Origin of the sequence: Streptomyces sp. NPDC097619, from assembly GCF_040302735.1 — a bacterium.
GTDB lineage: Bacteria > Actinomycetota > Actinomycetes > Streptomycetales > Streptomycetaceae > Streptomyces.
In genome coordinates this window covers 1-17,428 of sequence record NZ_JBEOSD010000021.1, presented here as the reverse complement: position 1 = coordinate 17,428, position 17,428 = coordinate 1, and the positions used below count along the sequence as shown (strand labels likewise).

Sequence of the window (17,428 nt, the reverse complement as noted above, 5' to 3'; positions counted from 1 at the left end):
GACCCTACTGAGCGCCGGCCCGCACCCGGCACAATCACCCCATGAAGATCACCGCGCGCGCCCTGAACCGGACCACCCTGGACCGTCAGCTGCTCCTGGAGCGGGCCCGGACGGACGTGGCGGAGGGCACCCGCCGGGTGGTCGCGCTCCAGGCCCAACACCCGGCCTCGCCGTACCTGGCGCTGTGGAACCGGCTGGAGGACTTCGACCCGGCCGCGCTGGACGCGGCCTTCGCCGACCGGACCGTGGCCAAGGCGACCCTGATGCGGATCACGCTGCACGCCGTGCACGCGGCGGACTATCCGGTGCTGCGGGCCGCGATGGAGCCGACCCTGTACGCCTCGCGGCTGGGGTACCGGTTCGCCGCCGCGGGCCTGACTCCGGAGGACGCGGGCGGCTTGGTGCCGCGCCTGTTGGCGTACGCGGAACGGCCGCGCGGGTCGGCGGAGGTGCAGTCCTGGGTGGCGGAGCAGGTGGGAGCCGAGCGGGCGGATGGGGCCTGGTGGGGGCTGAAGGGGTACGCGCCGCTCCATCACGCGCCGACCGGCGGGCCCTGGTCCTTCGGGCACCGCCCGGCGTTCGTCGCCTCCGGTACGGCGCCGGTGCCGGCCGGGCGGACCGGGGACCCGGAGGCGCTGCGGGCCCTGCTGCTGCGGTACCTGTCCGGATTCGGGCCGGCCTCGGCGGCCGACGCGGCCCGGTTCGCGATGCTGGCGCGGGGGCCGGTGCGGGCCGCGTTCGGGGACCTGCTGCGGGAGGGCGCGGTGGAGCCGCTGACCGGTCCGGACCGGACGGAGTTGTTCGACCTCGCCGGGGCCGAGCGGCACGACGGCGGGGCACCGGCCCCGGCCCGGCTGATGGCCATGTGGGACAGCGTGCTGCTGGCGTACGAGGACCGGACCCGGGTGTTGCCCGAGGCGTACCGGAGGGCGGTGATCCGCAACAACGGGGACACCCTGCCCACCCTGCTGGTGGACGGGGCGGTGGCCGGGGTCTGGCGCCCGGTGGAGGGCGGGATCGAGGCCACCGCCTTCCACCGGCTGCCCGCCGCCGCCTGGGAGGAACTGGCCGCGGAGGCCGTCGCCCTGACGGGGCTGCTGGCGGGCCGTGAGGAGCAGGTGTACCGCCGCTACGGCCACTGGTGGCCGAAGCTCCCCGCGGACCCGGCGGTCCGCGGGGAGGTCCGGCTGCTGCCGGGCACGGGGTGACGGCCCAGGCCCTCCGTTACAGCGGGTTCGCGGGGGCCAGGGCGGCGGCGATCCGCTTGGCGACCTCCTGGGCCATGTTCCCGTCGGGGGTGTCCACGGTCTTGGTGGCGGACACCGCGAGGGTCAGGCGCTTGGCGGGAAGGTACGCCTGGAGGGCCGCGTAGCCGGAGAAGGACGGGTTCTGGACGATCCAGCCCTTGGTCACGATCACGCCGAGACCGAAGTGGAAGTCCTCGGTCTGCTTGAGGCAGACCGTCTCCGGACAGGTGGCACTGGCTCCGCCGAGGCCGATCGTCCCCGGGTTCAGGAGCGTCGGGTAGGAGTCGGGCGAGATGAGTTCGCCGCTGCCGATGCCGCGGGCGGAGCGGGCCATGTCGCAGACGGTGCTGGTGATGACGGCCCCGGGGGCGGTGGTCCAGGAGGGGTTCCAGAAGGTGGATTCCTCGTACAGGCCCCGGTCGGCGGTGAAGGCGTGCAGGACGGGGCCGGGGATGTCGGGGGTGAAGTCGTTGCGGGTCTCCCGCATGCCCAGCGGGCCGGTGACGCGTTCCTTGAGGAGCACGTCGATCCGGGTGCCGGTGATCTTCTCCAGGGCGGCGACCAGCAGCACGTAGTTGGCGTGGGAGTAGCTCCAGCTGGTGCCCGGCTCGTACCAGAGCGGGTGGTCCAGGGAGTAGCCGACGAGTTCCTTCGGGGTCCACTGGCGGAAGGGCTCCGCCTCCAGCTTGGCCTGGAACTCGGGGTCGGTGACGTAGTCGTGCAGGCCGCTGGTGTTGTTCGCCAGCATCCGCAGGGTGATCTCGTCGGCGTGCGGGAGGTGCGGGAGCCAGGGCTCGACGGTGGCGTCGAGGTCCACCTTGCCCTCTTCGACGAGCTGGAGGAGGGCGGTCCCGATGTGGGCGAACGCCACGGATCCGGCCCGGAAGTGCATGTCGGGGCGGGCCGGGACCCGGGTCATGGACTCGCCGAGGGCGTCGGTGACCACCTCCCTGCCGTCCACCTCCACCCGCAGCAGCACGGCCTTCAGCTTCAGTTCGGTCTTCGCCCGGCGGGCGATGTCCAGGACCTGGCGGGCCTTGGCGCCCAGCGGTCCGCGGGTGCGCTCGCAGTCCCGACCGTCGTCGGTACGGACGGCCCCGGTGGCGGCGGTTCCCGCGAGCGCGGGGGCGCCGGCCGTGAGGGTCTGGGCGGCGAGGGCGGTGAGGACGGCGGCGCAGAGCAGGCCCGTACGGGTGCGGGTCGTGCGGCGCGGCCGGGAGGGGGTGGCGGTCATGGGGCCCACTGTCCCCGCCGCCGCGGGGAGGGTTGCGGCGAACACTCCGTCCGAGCCGGGGAGAGGGGCCGAGTGGGGGGCGGGGCCCACCGTTTCGGGTCGTGGCGACAGGGCCATACGGACGCGCATGCCTCCCCGGTCGCAGGGAACCCATACGGCGTACGGTGCGTCAGAAGTGCGCGGACGGCACCGGGTCGGCCGCGCGGGGGACGGAACGCGGACGAGGGGACCGGAATGGCATCAGGCACGAGGACCCGGCGGTGGTCGCGGACGGCCCTCGCGGCCCTGCTGGCGGCGGGGGCGGTGGCCTGCCAGGCCGCGCCAGCCGCGGAGCCGGTCACCGGGGTGGTCACGGACACGGCGGCCTGTCCCCGGGTCCCCCTCCTCCCCCCGACCGCGGTGCCGACCTCTCCCGAGGTGATGCGGCTGGCCGATCTCCTGGAGCCGCTGACCTCGGGCACGTACGCCGCGGTGTACGGCACCCAGATCGCCGACCACCGGGCGGGGCGGCTCGCGCTGTGCGTCACGGACACGGCCCGCGGCGAGGAGCTGCTGGCCGAGGTGGCGCGACGGCACCCGGAGGCCCCGGTCGCCAGGGTCTCGCTGTACCGGGCCCGGTACAGCCAGCGCGCCATGACGGAGGCCATGGACCGGATCGACATGCGGGACGGGGCCTACGCGCACCCGATCTACCAGCTGGCGCCCGCGGCGGACGCCTCCGGGGTGGTGGCGGAGAGCACCGCGGCCGGGGTGGCCTCGGCGGAGCTCCGGGCCCGGCTGGAGGCAGCCACCGGCGGGGTCGCGGTGTCCCTGCGCAAGGGACCGCAGCAGGAGGTGCCGATCGGGCCGAAGGCCGCGGGATGAACGGACCGGAGGCCGCGGGATGAACGACGGGCCGGTCCGCGTCCGCGGACCGGCCCGGGTGGGGCATCAGGGGAGGTAGCGTTCCACCGCCGCGGCGCCCCTCTCCGCGATCTCGCGCTTGGCGCGCTCGACGCGTTCCGGCGTGACGTCGCGGCCCGAGGCCATCACCAGGTCCTCCGGGTCGAAGGGGCGCTCCCCGCCGCTGTAGTAGTGCGGGGGCCGCGACGTGCCGCGCTGCTCGTCAGGGGTGTCCTTCATGCCGTCCACCTCACTCGGGTACCGAGGGGAAAACCGTTTCCCCGAGCGTAGACGGCACGGTCCGGATCCGCCATTTCGTGCCGCTTATACCATTCCTACCGCCCCTGCGCGCGGTCCGCTCAGAAGCGTCCGGCCACGGCCGGGAAGCGGTGCGGGGCCTGGCCCGGCAGTTCGGCGCGCTGCGGGGTCGGGGCGGCCTTGCAGGTGAGGTCGCGGGCCGGGAGCTTGCCGGTCAGCAGGTAGGAGTTGACCTTGGCGTCCACGCACGGGTTGTTGCCGAAGAGGTAGACCCCGTGGCCCTCGCCCTCGTCGACGGTGATCATGCGCGAGCCCTTGAGCGACTTGTGCAGGCCGATGCCGCTGGTGAGCGGGGTCTGGGAGTCCCACTCGTTCTGCACGGTCAGGATGCCGACCTTGTTGTCGATCGGGGTGGCGGGCTCCAGGCCCTTCTTCCAGAAGGCGCAGGGCACGATGTTGGAGGCGAAGTCGCCGTACAGCGGGTAACGGGCCTTGTCGCGGACCGCGTCCTTGCGGTACTGCTGCGGGTCGGTCGGCCAGGCGCGGGTATCGCTGCATATGACGGCCAGGAAGACCGCGTCGCCGTTGTCGGCCGGGGCCGCGGCGGGAGCGGCGGCGCGGGCCGGGGTGGCGGGGCGCAGGGCGGCCGGCATCCGGACCTGGCGGCCGTCGGCCGCCTGCTTCAGGGCCACGATCATCTCGGTGGCGGACTTGGGCTGGAAGTAGACCGGGCGGGCGTTGCGGATGTCCTCGCCGGTGACCTTCTCCCCGTCGATGACGATCGGGGTCCGGTCGGCCCGCTTCACCAGGTCCCAGAAGGTCTTGGAGACGGCGGCCGGGGTGGCGCCCAGGTGGTACTGGGCGTCGCGCCGGGCGCTCCATTCGGTCCAGCGCTTGAAGGCGGGCTCGGCGCCCTCGGCCCAGACCTGGATCATGCCGCGCCAGATGCGCTTCGGGTCCACGCCGCTGTCGAGGACGAAGCGGTCGGCGCGCTTCGGGAACATCTGGGCGTAGACGGCGCCGAGGTAGGTGCCGTACGAGTAGCCCACGTACGAGATCTTCTTCTCGCCGAGGACGGCACGGATGACGTCCATGTCGCGGGCCGTGTTGCGGGTGGTGATGTACGGCAGCAGGGCGCCGGACTTGGCGCGGCACTTGGCCGCGACCTTCTCGGCCCAGGCCACGTCCTTGGCGAAGGTCTCCTTGCGGTAGACCCGCGGGAAGGCCGCCTGCTCGGGGGTGAGCCCGCAGGTGATGGGGGTGCTCGCCGCGACGCCGCGCGGGTCGAAGCCGATCAGGTCGTAGCCCTCGCGCACCTCCTTGGGGAGCATGGGCCCGAGGTAGAGGGGGAGGTCGAGTCCGATGCCGCCGGGGCCGCCGGGGTTGAAGAGCAGGACGCCCTGGCGCTTGGCGGGCTTGGTGGACTTGATGCGGGAGATCGCGACGTCGATCTTGCGGCCGGTCGGCTTGGCGTAGTCCAGCGGGACCTTGACGGTCGCGCACTGCCAGGCGGCGGTCTGCTGCGGGTCGCAGCGCTTCCAGGTGACCTTCTGACGGAGGTGGTCCGCGGCGGCGGGCGCGCCGGCGGGGGTGGGGGCGGCCTGGGCCGGGGCCAGGCCGGGCACCAGGGTGGCGGTGACGCCCATGGCCAGCAGCGACGCGATTCTGCGCATGCGCACGGAAAGCCGGTCCTTTCGGTGGTCGTACGGGACAGGCTCACCCTGGTACGCCGCGCCCCCGGGGGTAATCAGCCCTGGGGGCCGAATGCCGTCCGACTGGAGGATGAGCGGACCCCGCGTCAAGGAGGAGGCAATATCCGGCCATTGGCCGGTATGCGGACAGTTCGCGTGTCGCCCGAAGGTGGCGCCGGGGGTCGGCTCCGGCGCCCCGCGTAGGATCGGGCGAATGTCCCGTTCTGCACCTCCCCCGGCCGTCGACGCCTTCATCCGGATCCGCGGCGCCCGCGAGCACAACCTCCGTTCGGTCGACGCCGACCTGCCGCGCCACGCCCTGACCGTGTTCACCGGGGTGTCCGGCTCCGGCAAGTCGAGCCTGGCCTTCGCCACCCTGTACGCGGAGGCGCAGCGGCGGTACTTCGAATCGGTGGCGCCCTACGCCCGGCGCCTGATCCACCAGATCGGCGCCCCCCGGGTCGCGGAGATCACCGGGCTTCCGCCCGCGGTCTCCCTGGAGCAGCGGCGGGCGGCCCCCGGCTCCCGCTCCTCGGTGGGCACCGTCACCCTGCTCTCCAACTCCCTGCGGATGCTGTACTCCCGGGCCGGGGAGTACCCGCCGGGCGCGGCCCGCCTGGACTCCGACGCCTTCTCCCCCAACACCGCCGCCGGGGCCTGCCCGGCCTGCCACGGGCTGGGCCGCATCCACGACACCACCGAGGAACTGCTGGTCCCCGACCCCTCGCTGACGATCCGCGAGGGTGCGGTGGCCGCCTGGCCCGGCGCCTGGCAGGGCAAGAACCTGCGCGACGTCCTCGACGCCCTCGGGTACGACGTGGACCGGCCCTGGCGGGAGCTGTCCGCCGAGGACCGGCGCTGGATCCTCTTCACCGACGAGCAGCCGGTGGTGACCGTGCACCCGGTGCGCGACGCGGGCCGGATCCAGCGCCCCTACCAGGGCACGTACACAGGGGCCCGGCGGTACGTGCTCAAGACCTACTCCGACACCCGCAGTCCGGCCCTGCGGGCGCGGGCCGAGCGCTTCCTGACCGCCTCGGGCTGCCCGGAGTGCGGGGGCGAACGGCTGCGGCCGGAGGCCCGGGCGGTCACCTTCGCGGGTCGCCCGATCGCCGAGCTGGCCGCGCTCCCGCTGACCGCGCTGGCCGAGGTCCTGGAGGCGGCCCGCGGCCGGGCTCCCGAGGGCGGCCCGGCGGCCGCGCTCACCACCGACCTGCTCGCCCGCATCGCCCCGGTGGCCGAACTCGGTCTCGGCTACCTGAGCCTGGACCGGTCCTCGCCCACCCTGTCGGCGGGCGAACTCCAGCGGCTGCGGCTCGCCACACAGCTGCGGTCCGGGCTGTTCGGCGTCGTGTACGTGCTCGACGAACCCTCGGCGGGCCTGCACCCCGCGGACACCGAGGCCCTGCTCGGGGTCCTCGACCGCCTCAAGGAGGCGGGGAACACCGTGTGCGTGGTGGAGCACCACCTCGACGTGGTCCGGCACGCCGACTGGCTGGTCGAGGTGGGGCCCGGGGCCGGCGAACACGGCGGTCGGGTGCTGCACTGCGGACCGCCGGACGGGCTCGCCGAGGTGCCCGGCTCGGCGACCGGGAGGTTCCTCTTCGCCCGGGACCCGCTGCCGGAGCGCACCGTGCGGGTGCCGCGCGGCACCCTGCCGCTGTCCGGGGCGCACCGCAACAACCTGCGCGGGACGGCCGTGGAGTTCCCGCTCGGCGTGCTGACGGCCGTCACCGGGGTCTCCGGCTCGGGGAAGTCCACGCTGGTGGGCGGGGTCCTGGCCGAGACGGTCGCCGCGCGCCTGGCGGCCGGGGACCCGGACTGTCCGGTGGCCCGGCTCGTGGAGGTGGACCAGAAGCCCATCGGCCGGACCCCCCGGTCCAACCTGGCCACCTACACCGGGCTGTTCGACGTGGTGCGGCGGATCTTCGCGGCCGCGCCCGAGTCCCGGGCCCGCGGCTACCGGGCCGGCCGGTTCTCCTTCAACGTGCCCGGCGGGCGCTGCGAGCACTGCCAGGGCGAGGGCTTCGTCGCGGTGGAACTGCTCTTCCTGCCCAGCACCTACGCGCCCTGCCCCGAGTGCGCGGGCGCCCGCTACAACCCGGAGACCCTGGAGGTCCGGCACGCCGGCCTGGACGTCTCCGAGGTGTTGGGGCTGACGGTGGAGGCCGCCGGGGAGTTCTTCGCGGACGTGCCCGCCGCCGCCCGCAGCCTGCGCGCCCTGCGGGAGATCGGGCTGGGGTACCTGCGGCTGGGGCAGCCCGCGACGGAGCTGTCCGGGGGCGAGGCCCAGCGGATCAAGCTGGCCACGGAGCTCCAGCGGACCCGCCGCGAGCCCACCCTGTACCTGCTGGACGAGCCGACCACCGGTCTGCACCCGGCCGACGTGGAGGTGCTGGTGGGGCGGCTGCACGGGCTGGTGGACGCCGGGCACACCGTGGTGGTGGTCGAGCACGACATGACGGTGGCCGCGGGCGCCGACTGGGTGATCGACCTGGGCCCCGGGGGCGGGGCCGAGGGCGGCCGGGTGGTGGCCTGCGGCCCGCCGGCCGAGGTCGCCGCGGGTGCCGGGCGCACCGCTCCCCATCTGGCGCGCGCCCTGGGCTGAGGCCGGGGCCGTGGTGCGACCCGTTCCTCCCCCACGGGGGCCGGGGGAGGAACGGGCGTCCGGGTCGGGCCCGCGGTGGGTCAGGCATCACCGGGGGCCCGGGCCGATCGGCCGGTCGGCCGTTCCGGCGATCGGTGGTTCAGGCGGTCGAGCGGTCGAGGGGTCGGCCGGTCCGCCGGTCAGGCGTCGCCGGGCAGCAGGTGCTGTGCCAGTTCGCCGAACCGCCAGCGGCCGGCGGTGCGGGTCAGGCTCCACACGAGGTCGTACCGGTCGGGCCAGCCGGCGGGCAGGCCCAGCACCCCGCCCGCGCCGAGCGCGCGGATGAGGGCCGGGATGCCCGGGTGCTCCCAGCAGACCAGCACCGGGGAGGGCGCGGCCAGCACCTCCCGGGCCAGGTCCGCCTCGTCGCCGGCCCGCCGGCGGGTCCGCACCGGCAGTTCCAGGGCCTCGGCCAGCGGCGCCAGGGTCTGTCGGCAGTGGGCCTCGGGGCCGCCCGCGGCGAACAGGGCCGCAGGGCGGGGCAGGGCGTCGGCGCCCCGGGTGGGGCCGAAGAGCAGCGGCAGGGCGGCGGCCCGGCGCCGCCCCCGCACGGACAGCTCGCCCGGGGTGGGCTCGCCGTCCTCGTCCTCGCCGAGGTCCCCCGCGTAGGGCCGTTCCGCGTGCCGCAGCAGCAGGACGTGGACGTCCTTCGGGGGCGGCCCGGCCGCGGGCGGGGGGCCCTTCGGCTCCGTGGCGCAGCCTGTGGTCAGCGGGGCCAGGGCGAGGGCCGTGGCCAGCACGGTCCGGCGCCGGATTCCTTCTCCCATGGGCCCACTGTCCGACACGACCCCGGCGGGTCCGCGGCGCGGCGCGGGCGGCCGCGCCGCGGTCAGCCGATCGGATCAGCGGCGGGAGGCGCGGGTGGCGCGGAGCCATTCGCGGTTCATGGCCGTGATCGAGGGCAGCGGGATGCCCTTGGGGCAGGCGGTGGCGCACTCGCCGGTGAGGGTGCAGCCGCCGAACCCCTCGGCGTCCATCTGGGCGACCATGTCGAGCACCCGGGTCTCGCGTTCCGGGGCGCCCTGCGGCAGCACGTTGAGGTGGTTGACCTTGGCGGAGGTGAAGAGCATGGCCGAGCCGTTGGGGCAGGCCGCCACGCAGGCCCCGCAGCCGATGCACTCGGCGTGCTCGAAGGCGCGGTCGGCGTCGGCCTTGGGGACGGCGGTGGCGTGCGCCTCGGGGGCGGAGCCGGTGGGGGCGGTGATGTAGCCGCCGGCGCCGATGATCCGGTCGAAGGCGCCGCGGTCCACCACCAGGTCCTTCACCACGGGGAAGGCGGCGGCCCGCCAGGGTTCCACGTCGATGGTGTCGCCGTCGCGGAAGGAGCGCATGTGGAGCTGGCAGGTGGTGGTGCGCTCGGGGCCGTGGGCGTCGCCGTTGATGACGAGGCTGCACGCCCCGCAGATGCCCTCGCGGCAGTCGTGGTCGAAGGCCACCGGCTCCTCGCCGCGCAGGGTGAGGTCCTCGTTGAGGGTGTCGAGCATCTCCAGGAAGGACATGTCCTTCGAGATGCCGTCGACCTCGTAGGTGACCATGGCGCCGGGGGCGTCGGCGCTCTGCTGGCGCCAGACGCGCAGGTTGAGCTTCATGCGTAGCTCCGCTGGGTGGGGTGGACGTACTCGAAGACCAGGTCTTCCCGGTGCAGGACGGGGGCGGTGCCGGTGCCGGTGAACTCCCAGGCGGCGGCGTAGCCGAACTCCTCGTCGCGGCGGGCGGCCTCGCCGTCGGGGGTCTGGGACTCCTCGCGGAAGTGGCCGCCGCAGGACTCCTCGCGGTGCAGGGCGTCCAAGCACATCAGCTCGGCCAGCTCCAGGTAGTCCACCACCCGGTTGGCCTTCTCCAGGGACTGGTTGAGCTGCGCGCCGGTACCGGGGACCTTCACGCGGCGCCAGAACTCCTCGCGGATCTCGGGGATCCGGGCGAGGGCCTTGCGCAGGCCCGCGTCGCTGCGGGCCATCCCGCAGTACTCCCACATGAGTTCGCCGATCTCGCGGTGGAAGGAGTCCGGGGTGCGGTCCCCGTCCACGGCGAGCAGGCGCTCCACGCGCTCGCGGGTCTCGCGGACCGCCTCGACGGCGGCCGGGTGCGAGGCGTCCACGGGCTCCGCGTGCGGGTTACGGGCCAGGTAGTCGTTGATGGTGGACGGCAGGACGAAGTAGCCGTCGGCCAGGCCCTGCATGAGGGCGGAGGCTCCGAGCCGGTTCGCCCCGTGGTCGGAGAAGTTGGCCTCGCCGATGGCGAACAGGCCGGGGACGGTGGTCTGGAGGTCGTAGTCCACCCAGAGGCCGCCCATGGTGTAGTGCACGGCGGGATAGATCCGCATGGGGACCTCGTACGGGTTCTCCGCGGTGATCCGCTCGTACATGTCGAAGAGGTTGCCGTACTTCTCGGCGACCTTGTCCTTGCCCATGCGACGGATGGCGTCCGCGAAGTCGAGGTAGACGCCCTGGCCGCCGGGGCCGACGCCGCGGCCCTCGTCGCAGACGTTCTTGGCGGCGCGGGAGGCGATGTCGCGGGGGACGAGGTTGCCGAAGGAGGGGTAGATCCGCTCCAGGTAGTAGTCCCGCTCGTCCTCGGGGATCTCGTGGGCCGGGCGGGTGTCGCCCTGGGCCTTGGGCACCCAGATGCGACCGTCGTTGCGCAGGGACTCGCTCATCAGCGTCAGCTTGGACTGGTGGTCGCCGGTGCGCGGGATGCAGGTGGGGTGGATCTGGGTGAAGCAGGGGTTCGCGAAGTGCGCGCCGCGCCGGTGGGCGCGCCAGATGGCGGTGGCGTTGGAGTTCATCGCGTTGGTGGAGAGGTAGAAGACGTTGCCGTAGCCGCCGGTGGCCAGGACCACGGCGTCGGCGTGGTGGGTGCTGATCTCCCCGGTGATCACGTCGCGGGCCACGATGCCGCGGGCCCGGCCGTCGACGACGATGAGGTCGAGCATCTCCGTGCGGGGGTGCATCTCGACGTTTCCCGCGGCGATCTGTCGGGACAGCGCCTGGTAGGCGCCGAGCAACAGTTGCTGGCCGGTCTGGCCGCGGGCGTAGAAGGTGCGGGAGACCTGCACGCCGCCGAAGGAGCGGGTGTCGAGGAGGCCGCCGTACTCGCGGGCGAAGGGGACGCCCTGGGCCACGCACTGGTCGATGATCTCCACGGAGATCTGGGCCAGTCGGTGGACGTTGGACTCGCGGGCCCGGAAGTCGCCGCCCTTGACGGTGTCGTAGAACAGCCGGTGGACGGAGTCACCGTCGTTGCGGTAGTTCTTCGCGGCGTTGATGCCGCCCTGGGCGGCGATGGAGTGGGCCCGGCGCGGGGAGTCCGAGTAGCAGAACTGGACCACGTGGTAGCCCTGTTCGGCGAGGGTCGCGCCGGCGGCGCCGCCCGCGAGGCCGGTGCCGACCACGATGACGGTGTGCTTGCGGCGGTTGGCCGGGTTGACGAGCTTGGCCTCGAAACGGCGGCGGTCCCAGCGTTCGGCCACCGGTCCGGCGGGGGCCTTGGTGTCGGTGATCGGTTCGCCGGTGCGGTACCGGACGTACTCCGCGGGGTGGTCGGTCATGGTCAGCTCACAATTCCGGTCATGACGGAGACGGGGACGGAGACGAAGCCCGCGAAGAGGGCGAGGGCCAGGCCGTTGGCGAGGCCCTTGAAGAGGCGGTCGCGGCGGGCGTTGCCGGCGCCGAGGGTCTGTGCGGCGCTCCAGAAGCCGTGCCGCACGTGCAGGCCGAGGGCGGAGACGGCCAGGATGTAGATGACGTTGCCGTACCAGGTGGAGAAGGTGGCGAGGACGTTCTCGTAGGGGTGGCCGGCCCAGGCCCGCTCGTTCACGGTCAGGGTGGTCAGGTCCAGCAGGTGCCAGACCACGAACAGGGCCAGGATGACCCCGCCCCAGCGCATGGTGCGGGTGGCGTAGGTCGCGCGGCGGCGCTGGTGCGCGTACTTCACGGGCCGGGCCTTGATGTCCCGGCGGCTCAGCTGGTACGCGGCGACCCCGTGGGCGATCACGGCGGCGACCAGGACCACCCGCAGGCCCCAGAGGGCCCACTCGTAGTGCAGGGCCGGGGAGCCGATCGTGCGCAGCCAGTGCGCGTAGCCGTTGAACTCCTCGGGCCCGAAGAAGATCTTCAGGTTGCCGAGCATGTGGACGACCAGGTAGCCGAGGAGGATCAGCCCGGAGACCGCCATGACGGCCTTCTTGCCGATCGTGGAGCCCCAGAAGGAAGGGGGGCCCGTCCGGGTGCGCGTTGCCAGAGCCATGGCATCGACGGTAGGGACCTCCGGCCCGAAAGGTCCAAGACATGGTGCCGGTCATCTTGATAGACATGGCCTATGCAGTTCCAGCAGCTCGTCTACTTCGTGGCCGTCGCCGAGACCCGGCACTTCACCCGGGCCGCCGAGCGGGTGCACGTGGCCCAGCCCTCGCTGTCCCAGCAGATCCGCGCCCTGGAGAAGGAACTGGGCGCGGAGCTCTTCAGTCGGGCCCGGGGCAACATCACGCTGACCGACGCCGGGGAGGCCCTGCTGCCGCTGGCCCGGCGGATCCTCGCGGATGCCGACACCGCCCGGGTGGAGGTGCAGGAGCTGGTGCAGCTGCGCCGCGGGCGGGTGCGGCTCGGCGCGACGCCGAGCGTGTGCACGGGCCTGCTGCCGGAGGTGCTGCGGGCCTTCCACGGGGCGCATCCGGGGATCCGGCTGTTGATCGAGGAGAGCGGTTCCCTGGACCTGGTGCGGGAGCTGGCCCGCGGCGCCCTGGACCTGGCCGTGATCGCGCTGCCGCTGCCCCCTTCGGCGCCCTCGCTGACCACGGTGGAACTGCTGACGGAGGACCTGGTGGTGGTGTCCTCGGCCGATCATCCGCCGCCGGGGGGTGCCGGGCCGCTGCGGGTGGCGGAGCTGCGGGAGTGGCCGCTGGTGATGTTCCGGCACGGCTACGACCTGCGGGAGCTGACGGTGGCGGCCTGTCGGGCCGCCGGGTTCGAGCCCTCGTTCGTGGTGGAGGGCGGCGAGATGGACGCGGTGCTGGGCTTCGCGCGGGCCGGGCTGGGGCTGGCGGTGGTGCCGACCATGGTGGCCGAGCGGGCCTGGCCGGGGCTGCGGGTGACCCCGCTGGCCGGGTCCCCGCTGCGGCGGACGATCGCGCTGGCCCACCGGACGGACGTGGCCCCGCCGCGGGCGGCGCGGGAGCTGATGCGGGTGCTGCTGGCGGAGGTGGGCAGACCGCGGGGCCCGCGACCGTACGGCCGTCCGCCGGGTCCGCACCCGGGCTGAGGCGGGCGCGGCGGGGTGCCCCGGGGCGGGCGGTGTCCCGGGGGCGGAGGTGGCGGGTCGGCCGGCTCAGGAGCGGGTGGGCACGGCGTCCGCCAGGGCCAGGGCGTGGATCCGATCGGGTGCGCCGGGCCGGGCGTAGTACCAGCCCTGGGCGGTGTCGCAGCCGAGGGCCCGCAGTTGGGCGGCCTGGGCCCCGGTCTCCACGCCTTCCACGGTGACCGCGAGTTCCAGGCTGTGGGCCAAGGCGACGATGCCCTCCACGATCTTGACGTCCACGGGGTCGGCGGGGAGCCGTTGCATGCCCTGGGTGAACGAACGGTCCAGCTTGAGCACGCTGACCGGGAGCCTGCGGAGGTTGGCCAGGTTGGAGTAGCCGGTGCCGAAGTCGTCCAGGGCGATGTCCACGCCGATCTCGGCGAGCCTGCGGAGGGGTTCGAGGAGTTCGTCGTCGGCGCCGATCAGCGCGGACTCGGTGACCTCCAGGCAGAGGCTGCCCGGTGCGAGCCCGCTGTCCTCCAGGACGGCCACGGTGTCCGCGACCAGCCCGGGGTGGTGCAGTTGGGTCGGGGACAGGTTGACGTTGATGCGCAGCGGGCCGTTGTCCCGCTGCCAGGCGCGGGCCTGTCGGACGGACTCCTCCAGCACCCACCGGCCCAGCGGCACGATGAGTCCGGTCCGTTCGGCGAGCGGGATGAAGCGGTCCGGTCCGAGGACCCCGTACTGCGGGTGGGACCAGCGGACCAGGGCCTCGGCCCCGTGCACGGTGCCGTCGTGGAGGTGCACCAGCGGCTGGTACTCGATGAAGAACTCGCCGCGCTCCAGGGCCGCGGGCAGGGCGTTGGTGAGCCCGTGCCGGGTGATGGCGCGGGCGTCCGCCTCGGCGTCGGCGAGTTCGAAGCGGTTACCGCCCGCGCCCTTGGCCCGGTACATGGTGATGTCGGCGCTGCGCAGCACCTCGGCGGCGCCGCGTTCCCCCGCCGGTCCCTCCACGATCCCGATGCTGCCGCGGACGGTCAGTTCCCGGCCCTCCAGGCGGACGGGGACGGAGAGGGCGTTGAGGATCCGCACGGCCAGGTCGATGACCTCCTCGGAGCCCTCGGGCGCGGTGGTCAGGGCCACGAACTCGTCCCCGCCGAGCCGGGCCACCATCTCCCCGGGCCGGGTGGCGCAGCTCTGCAGCCGGTCCGCGACCTCGACGAGCAGCCGGTCGCCGGCGGCGTGGCCGAGGCTGTCGTTGACGGCCTTGAACCCGTCGAGGTCGAGGTAGCAGAGGCCGAACCGGCCGCCCCGGGCGGCGAGGACCTTCTCCAGGCGTTCGAAGAACAGGGTCCGGTTGGGCAGTCCGGTGAGCGCGTCGTGGGTGGCCTCGTAGCGCAGCCGGAGGTTGAGCAGGCGGCGTTCGGTGGTGTCCTCCATGAGGGCCAGCTGGTACTGGGGGCGGCCCTGGGCGTCGCGGAGCAGGGAGACCGTCAGGTTGGTCCAGAGCACGGTGCCGTCGTGCCGGTAGTAGGGCTTCTCCACGCGGTAGTGCTCGCGTTCGCCGCGGACCAGCTCCCCGTACATCCGCCACACGTGCGGGGCGTCCTCGGGGTGGCCCCAGTCGCAGACGTTGCGGCCCTTCACGTGGTCGTCCATGCCGCCGAACATGCGGGTGAGGGCCTCGTTGACCTCCAGGACGTTCCCGTCGAGGTCGGCGATGCCGATGCCGATGGCCGCGCCCTCGAAGACGGCCCGGAAGCGGGCCTCGCTGGCGTGCAGGGCCTGTTGGGCGTCGGAGCGGGCCGTCAGGGCGGAGCGGGCGATGGCCTCCTGCTCGCCGAGGGTGCGCTCGCGCAGGGCGCGGGCGAAACCGGCGGCCAGGTGGTGCTGGAGGCGGGCGCAGCGGGCCCGGTACTCCTCGGCCTCCTCCCGGGAGTCCGGTCCGCAGTACAGGACCAGGTACGAGTCCACGACGCCGAGGGTCTGGGTCAGGGCCTCGGGGTCCGTGCAGTGGGCGGCGACGAGCCCTTCGCCGACCTGCTGGGCCGCGGCCGCGTCGAAGGGCTGGGCGAGCAGGGCGGCGGCCAGGGCGCGGGCCGGGGGGACCAGGTACTCCTCCAGTTCGAGACGGGTGAAGGAGGTGGCCGTGACCGGGAAGATGGCACGGCTCCAGATCGTCGCGAAGCGGGCGACGCGGTCCTCGGGGCCGTCGGGCGGCGCGGCGGGACCCGGGGCGGGGGCGGGGAGTCTCACGCCTTGCGTCCCACGCCGCCGAAGCCCGCGAAGGCGTAGGGGTCTTCGGCCGGTTCGACGGCGGCTTCCCCGGCACCGGCGGGCGGTTCCTCCGGGCGCCACAGCGGCATCGGGACGATGCCGGGCTCCACGGTCTCGAACCCGTCGAAGAAGCGGGAGATCTCCTCGCGGGTGCGCATCACCAGCGGATTGCGGATGTCCCGGTAGACCTGCACGGCCCCGCCGGCCACCTCCGGTTCCAGGGGGATGCCCTGGTAGGAGGCGTGGGTGAGGACGATGAGGCTGCCGGGGGCCAGGGCGTCGCGGAGCGCGGCGACCGCCTCGCGGGGCCGGTCGGCGTCTTCCAGGAAGTGCAGGACGGCCACGAGCAGCAGCGCCACCGGGCGGTCCAGGTCCAGGAGGGCGGTGACCTCGGGGCCGTCCAGGATCTCGGCGGGTTTGCGCAGGTCGGCGGCGGTGATGGCGGCGCGTTCGTCCCCGTCGAGGACGGCCCGGCTGTGGGCCACGGCCACCGGGTCGTGGTCCACGTAGACCACCCGGGCCTCCGGGGCGGCGGCGCGGGCCACCTCGTGGACGTTGCCGAAGGTGGGGATGCCGGAGCCGATGTCCAGGAACTGGGTGACGCCCTCCGCCACGGCGTACCGGACGGCCCGCCGCATGAATGCCCGGTTGGCCTGCATGATCTTGGGGAGGCCGGGCACGAATTGCATGGCGCGGCGGGCGGCCTGCCGGTCGACCTCGAAATTGTGCGAGCCGCCCAGGTAGTAATCGTAGATACGGGACACGCTGGGCACCGATATGTCGATGCCGGGCGGTGCCCAGTCCGGGCGCTCCATCACGGTCTCCACGAGGTCGTCGTACAGCTGTCCGGGCCGAATGTACTGATCATCGGCCAGGTGGGCGAGCAAAAGCGGAAATTGACGATCCGTTCTTCGTCACACACCAAAGGGCCGTCCGGCCCTTGATCCGCCGGGGTACCGTGGATTGACCGAAACCGACAAATCCCTTTTGGTATTTAGTACCGACCGATCGAAGCATGGGCATCTTTGGCTTAAACCTGTCGATGGGAAAGTCCGCTCGATCAGGCGAATCGGTCCGCCACACGGCGTAACCGGCCCGACTCCAGGCCCATGCTCCCGGGGTGACCAGACCCAGCGCCCGACGCACGGCGATGACGGCCGCCCTCTTGTGGGCGGCCGTGTCCGTCGTGCCCGCCGTGGCCGATAGCGGCGCCCCCGCGCCCGCGGGCGCGACCGCCGCCGTGACCCCGGCCCCCGCCCCCGACGGTGCCGGCCCGTCAGCGGGGATCGACGCAGCGTGGGAACGGACCGGCGCCCTCCGCGCCGGAAGTGGCGAGCGTCACGCTGACCGCGGGCACGGCAAGGACCGCTGCCGGCGCCCTTGCTGCCCGCACCACTGCCACGGGCCGGGCCACGGACACGGCGGCGGGCACTGCCGGAAGTGCCCGTGCCCCCCGAAGCCGACGCCCAAGCCCACCCCCAAGCCGACCCCCACCCCCAAGCCCACCCCGAAGCCGACGCCCAGCCCGACGCCCACCCCCGAGCCGACGCCCAGCCCGAAGCCGACCCCGAAACCGACCCCGAAACCGACGCCCAAGCCCACCCCGAAGCCGACGCCGAAGCCGACCCCCCGGCCCACTCCCCCGCCCCGGCCCGTGGTCCCGGAGCCGGCACCGCCGCGGCCCTCGCCCACCCCGACGGTGGTGCGCGCCGCGCCCGCGCCGCCCCCGCCGCCGCCCGCGCCGAAGCCCACCCCGCCTGTGGTCCGACCGGACCCCTCGCCCTCACCGGTCCCCCGGCCCGCGTACCGGGCCCCGGCCCGCAAGAAGCCCGAGCACCACATCTCACCGGTGACCTTCACGCTGCTGGCCACCGCACCGGCGGTGCTCGCCATCGTGGCGCTGCGGCCGCGCTGACCGACCCCGGGCGCGCCCGTCGGCCCCGGCCGGGCCCGTGAACCC

At 73.9% G+C, this 17,428-nt stretch carries 14 protein-coding genes; 5 read left to right on the top strand and 9 right to left on the bottom strand.

Annotated features, from left to right (window positions below):
* Positions 1 to 41 precede the first annotated feature (41 nt).
* Positions 42 to 1,208: a winged helix DNA-binding domain-containing protein gene (locus tag ABTZ17_RS08690; RefSeq protein WP_352194806.1), complete on the top strand. Its 1,167-nt coding sequence runs from the start codon at positions 42 to 44 to the stop codon at positions 1,206 to 1,208.
* 16 nt (positions 1,209 to 1,224) lie between these two features.
* Here the strand turns inward: ABTZ17_RS08690 and ABTZ17_RS08685 are convergent, their stop codons facing one another.
* Positions 1,225 to 2,481 carry a serine hydrolase domain-containing protein gene (locus tag ABTZ17_RS08685; RefSeq protein WP_352194805.1) on the bottom strand — a complete coding sequence of 419 codons (1,257 nt, stop codon included), beginning with the start codon at positions 2,479 to 2,481 and terminating at the stop codon, positions 1,225 to 1,227.
* A 234-nt stretch (positions 2,482 to 2,715) separates the two neighbouring features.
* On the opposite strand from ABTZ17_RS08685, the gene ABTZ17_RS08680 reads away from it, so the two are divergent.
* Positions 2,716 to 3,345, top strand: a complete 630-nt coding sequence (locus ABTZ17_RS08680) for a hypothetical protein (RefSeq protein ID WP_352194804.1) — start codon at positions 2,716 to 2,718, stop codon at positions 3,343 to 3,345.
* A gap of 66 nt (positions 3,346 to 3,411) precedes the next feature.
* Here the strand turns inward: ABTZ17_RS08680 and ABTZ17_RS08675 are convergent, their stop codons facing one another.
* Positions 3,412 to 3,603 (bottom strand): hypothetical protein, encoded by a 192-nt coding sequence (locus tag ABTZ17_RS08675; RefSeq protein WP_352194803.1) that lies wholly within the window; start codon positions 3,601 to 3,603, stop codon positions 3,412 to 3,414.
* Between the two features lie 119 nt (positions 3,604 to 3,722).
* Positions 3,723 to 5,294: an alpha/beta hydrolase gene (locus tag ABTZ17_RS08670; protein WP_352194857.1), complete on the bottom strand. Its 1,572-nt coding sequence runs from the start codon at positions 5,292 to 5,294 to the stop codon at positions 3,723 to 3,725.
* Between the two features lie 232 nt (positions 5,295 to 5,526).
* Between ABTZ17_RS08670 and ABTZ17_RS08665 the strand changes: the two genes are divergently transcribed.
* Complete coding sequence (locus ABTZ17_RS08665; protein WP_352194802.1) at positions 5,527 to 7,920, top strand: excinuclease ABC subunit UvrA; 2,394 nt, start codon at positions 5,527 to 5,529, stop codon at positions 7,918 to 7,920.
* 179 nt (positions 7,921 to 8,099) lie between these two features.
* Here the strand turns inward: ABTZ17_RS08665 and ABTZ17_RS08660 are convergent, their stop codons facing one another.
* The 4 genes from ABTZ17_RS08660 to ABTZ17_RS08645 all read right to left on the bottom strand — a co-directional run bounded on the left by ABTZ17_RS08660 (position 8,100) and on the right by ABTZ17_RS08645 (position 12,204).
* Positions 8,100 to 8,726, bottom strand: a complete 627-nt coding sequence (locus ABTZ17_RS08660; protein ID WP_352194801.1) for a hypothetical protein — start codon at positions 8,724 to 8,726, stop codon at positions 8,100 to 8,102.
* 75 nt (positions 8,727 to 8,801) lie between these two features.
* Complete coding sequence (locus tag ABTZ17_RS08655) at positions 8,802 to 9,548, bottom strand: succinate dehydrogenase/fumarate reductase iron-sulfur subunit (RefSeq protein WP_352194800.1); 747 nt, start codon at positions 9,546 to 9,548, stop codon at positions 8,802 to 8,804.
* Positions 9,545 to 11,506 (bottom strand): fumarate reductase/succinate dehydrogenase flavoprotein subunit, encoded by a 1,962-nt coding sequence (locus tag ABTZ17_RS08650; protein ID WP_352194799.1) that lies wholly within the window; start codon positions 11,504 to 11,506, stop codon positions 9,545 to 9,547. Before ABTZ17_RS08650 ends, ABTZ17_RS08655 begins: the two co-directional genes overlap by 4 nt.
* Before the next feature lie 2 nt (positions 11,507 to 11,508).
* Positions 11,509 to 12,204 (bottom strand): succinate dehydrogenase cytochrome b subunit, encoded by a 696-nt coding sequence (locus tag ABTZ17_RS08645; RefSeq protein WP_352194798.1) that lies wholly within the window; start codon positions 12,202 to 12,204, stop codon positions 11,509 to 11,511.
* 72 nt (positions 12,205 to 12,276) lie between these two features.
* Here ABTZ17_RS08645 and ABTZ17_RS08640 point away from each other — a divergent pair, with 72 nt between their 5' ends.
* Positions 12,277 to 13,215: a LysR family transcriptional regulator gene (locus ABTZ17_RS08640; RefSeq protein WP_352194797.1), complete on the top strand. Its 939-nt coding sequence runs from the start codon at positions 12,277 to 12,279 to the stop codon at positions 13,213 to 13,215.
* Positions 13,216 to 13,281: 66 nt separating this feature from the next.
* Here the strand turns inward: ABTZ17_RS08640 and ABTZ17_RS08635 are convergent, their stop codons facing one another.
* Both ABTZ17_RS08635 and ABTZ17_RS08630 read right to left on the bottom strand, forming a co-directional pair.
* Positions 13,282 to 15,447 carry a putative bifunctional diguanylate cyclase/phosphodiesterase gene (locus tag ABTZ17_RS08635; protein ID WP_352194796.1) on the bottom strand — a complete coding sequence of 722 codons (2,166 nt, stop codon included), beginning with the start codon at positions 15,445 to 15,447 and terminating at the stop codon, positions 13,282 to 13,284.
* Positions 15,444 to 16,283, bottom strand: a complete 840-nt coding sequence (locus ABTZ17_RS08630) for an SAM-dependent methyltransferase (RefSeq protein WP_352194856.1) — start codon at positions 16,281 to 16,283, stop codon at positions 15,444 to 15,446. The genes ABTZ17_RS08635 and ABTZ17_RS08630 overlap by 4 nt, the downstream gene beginning before the upstream one ends.
* Before the next feature lie 887 nt (positions 16,284 to 17,170).
* Here ABTZ17_RS08630 and ABTZ17_RS08625 point away from each other — a divergent pair.
* Entirely contained in the window at positions 17,171 to 17,383 is a 213-nt protein-coding gene (locus ABTZ17_RS08625) for a hypothetical protein (RefSeq protein WP_352194795.1), read from the top strand.
* Positions 17,384 to 17,428: the final 45 nt, after the last annotated feature.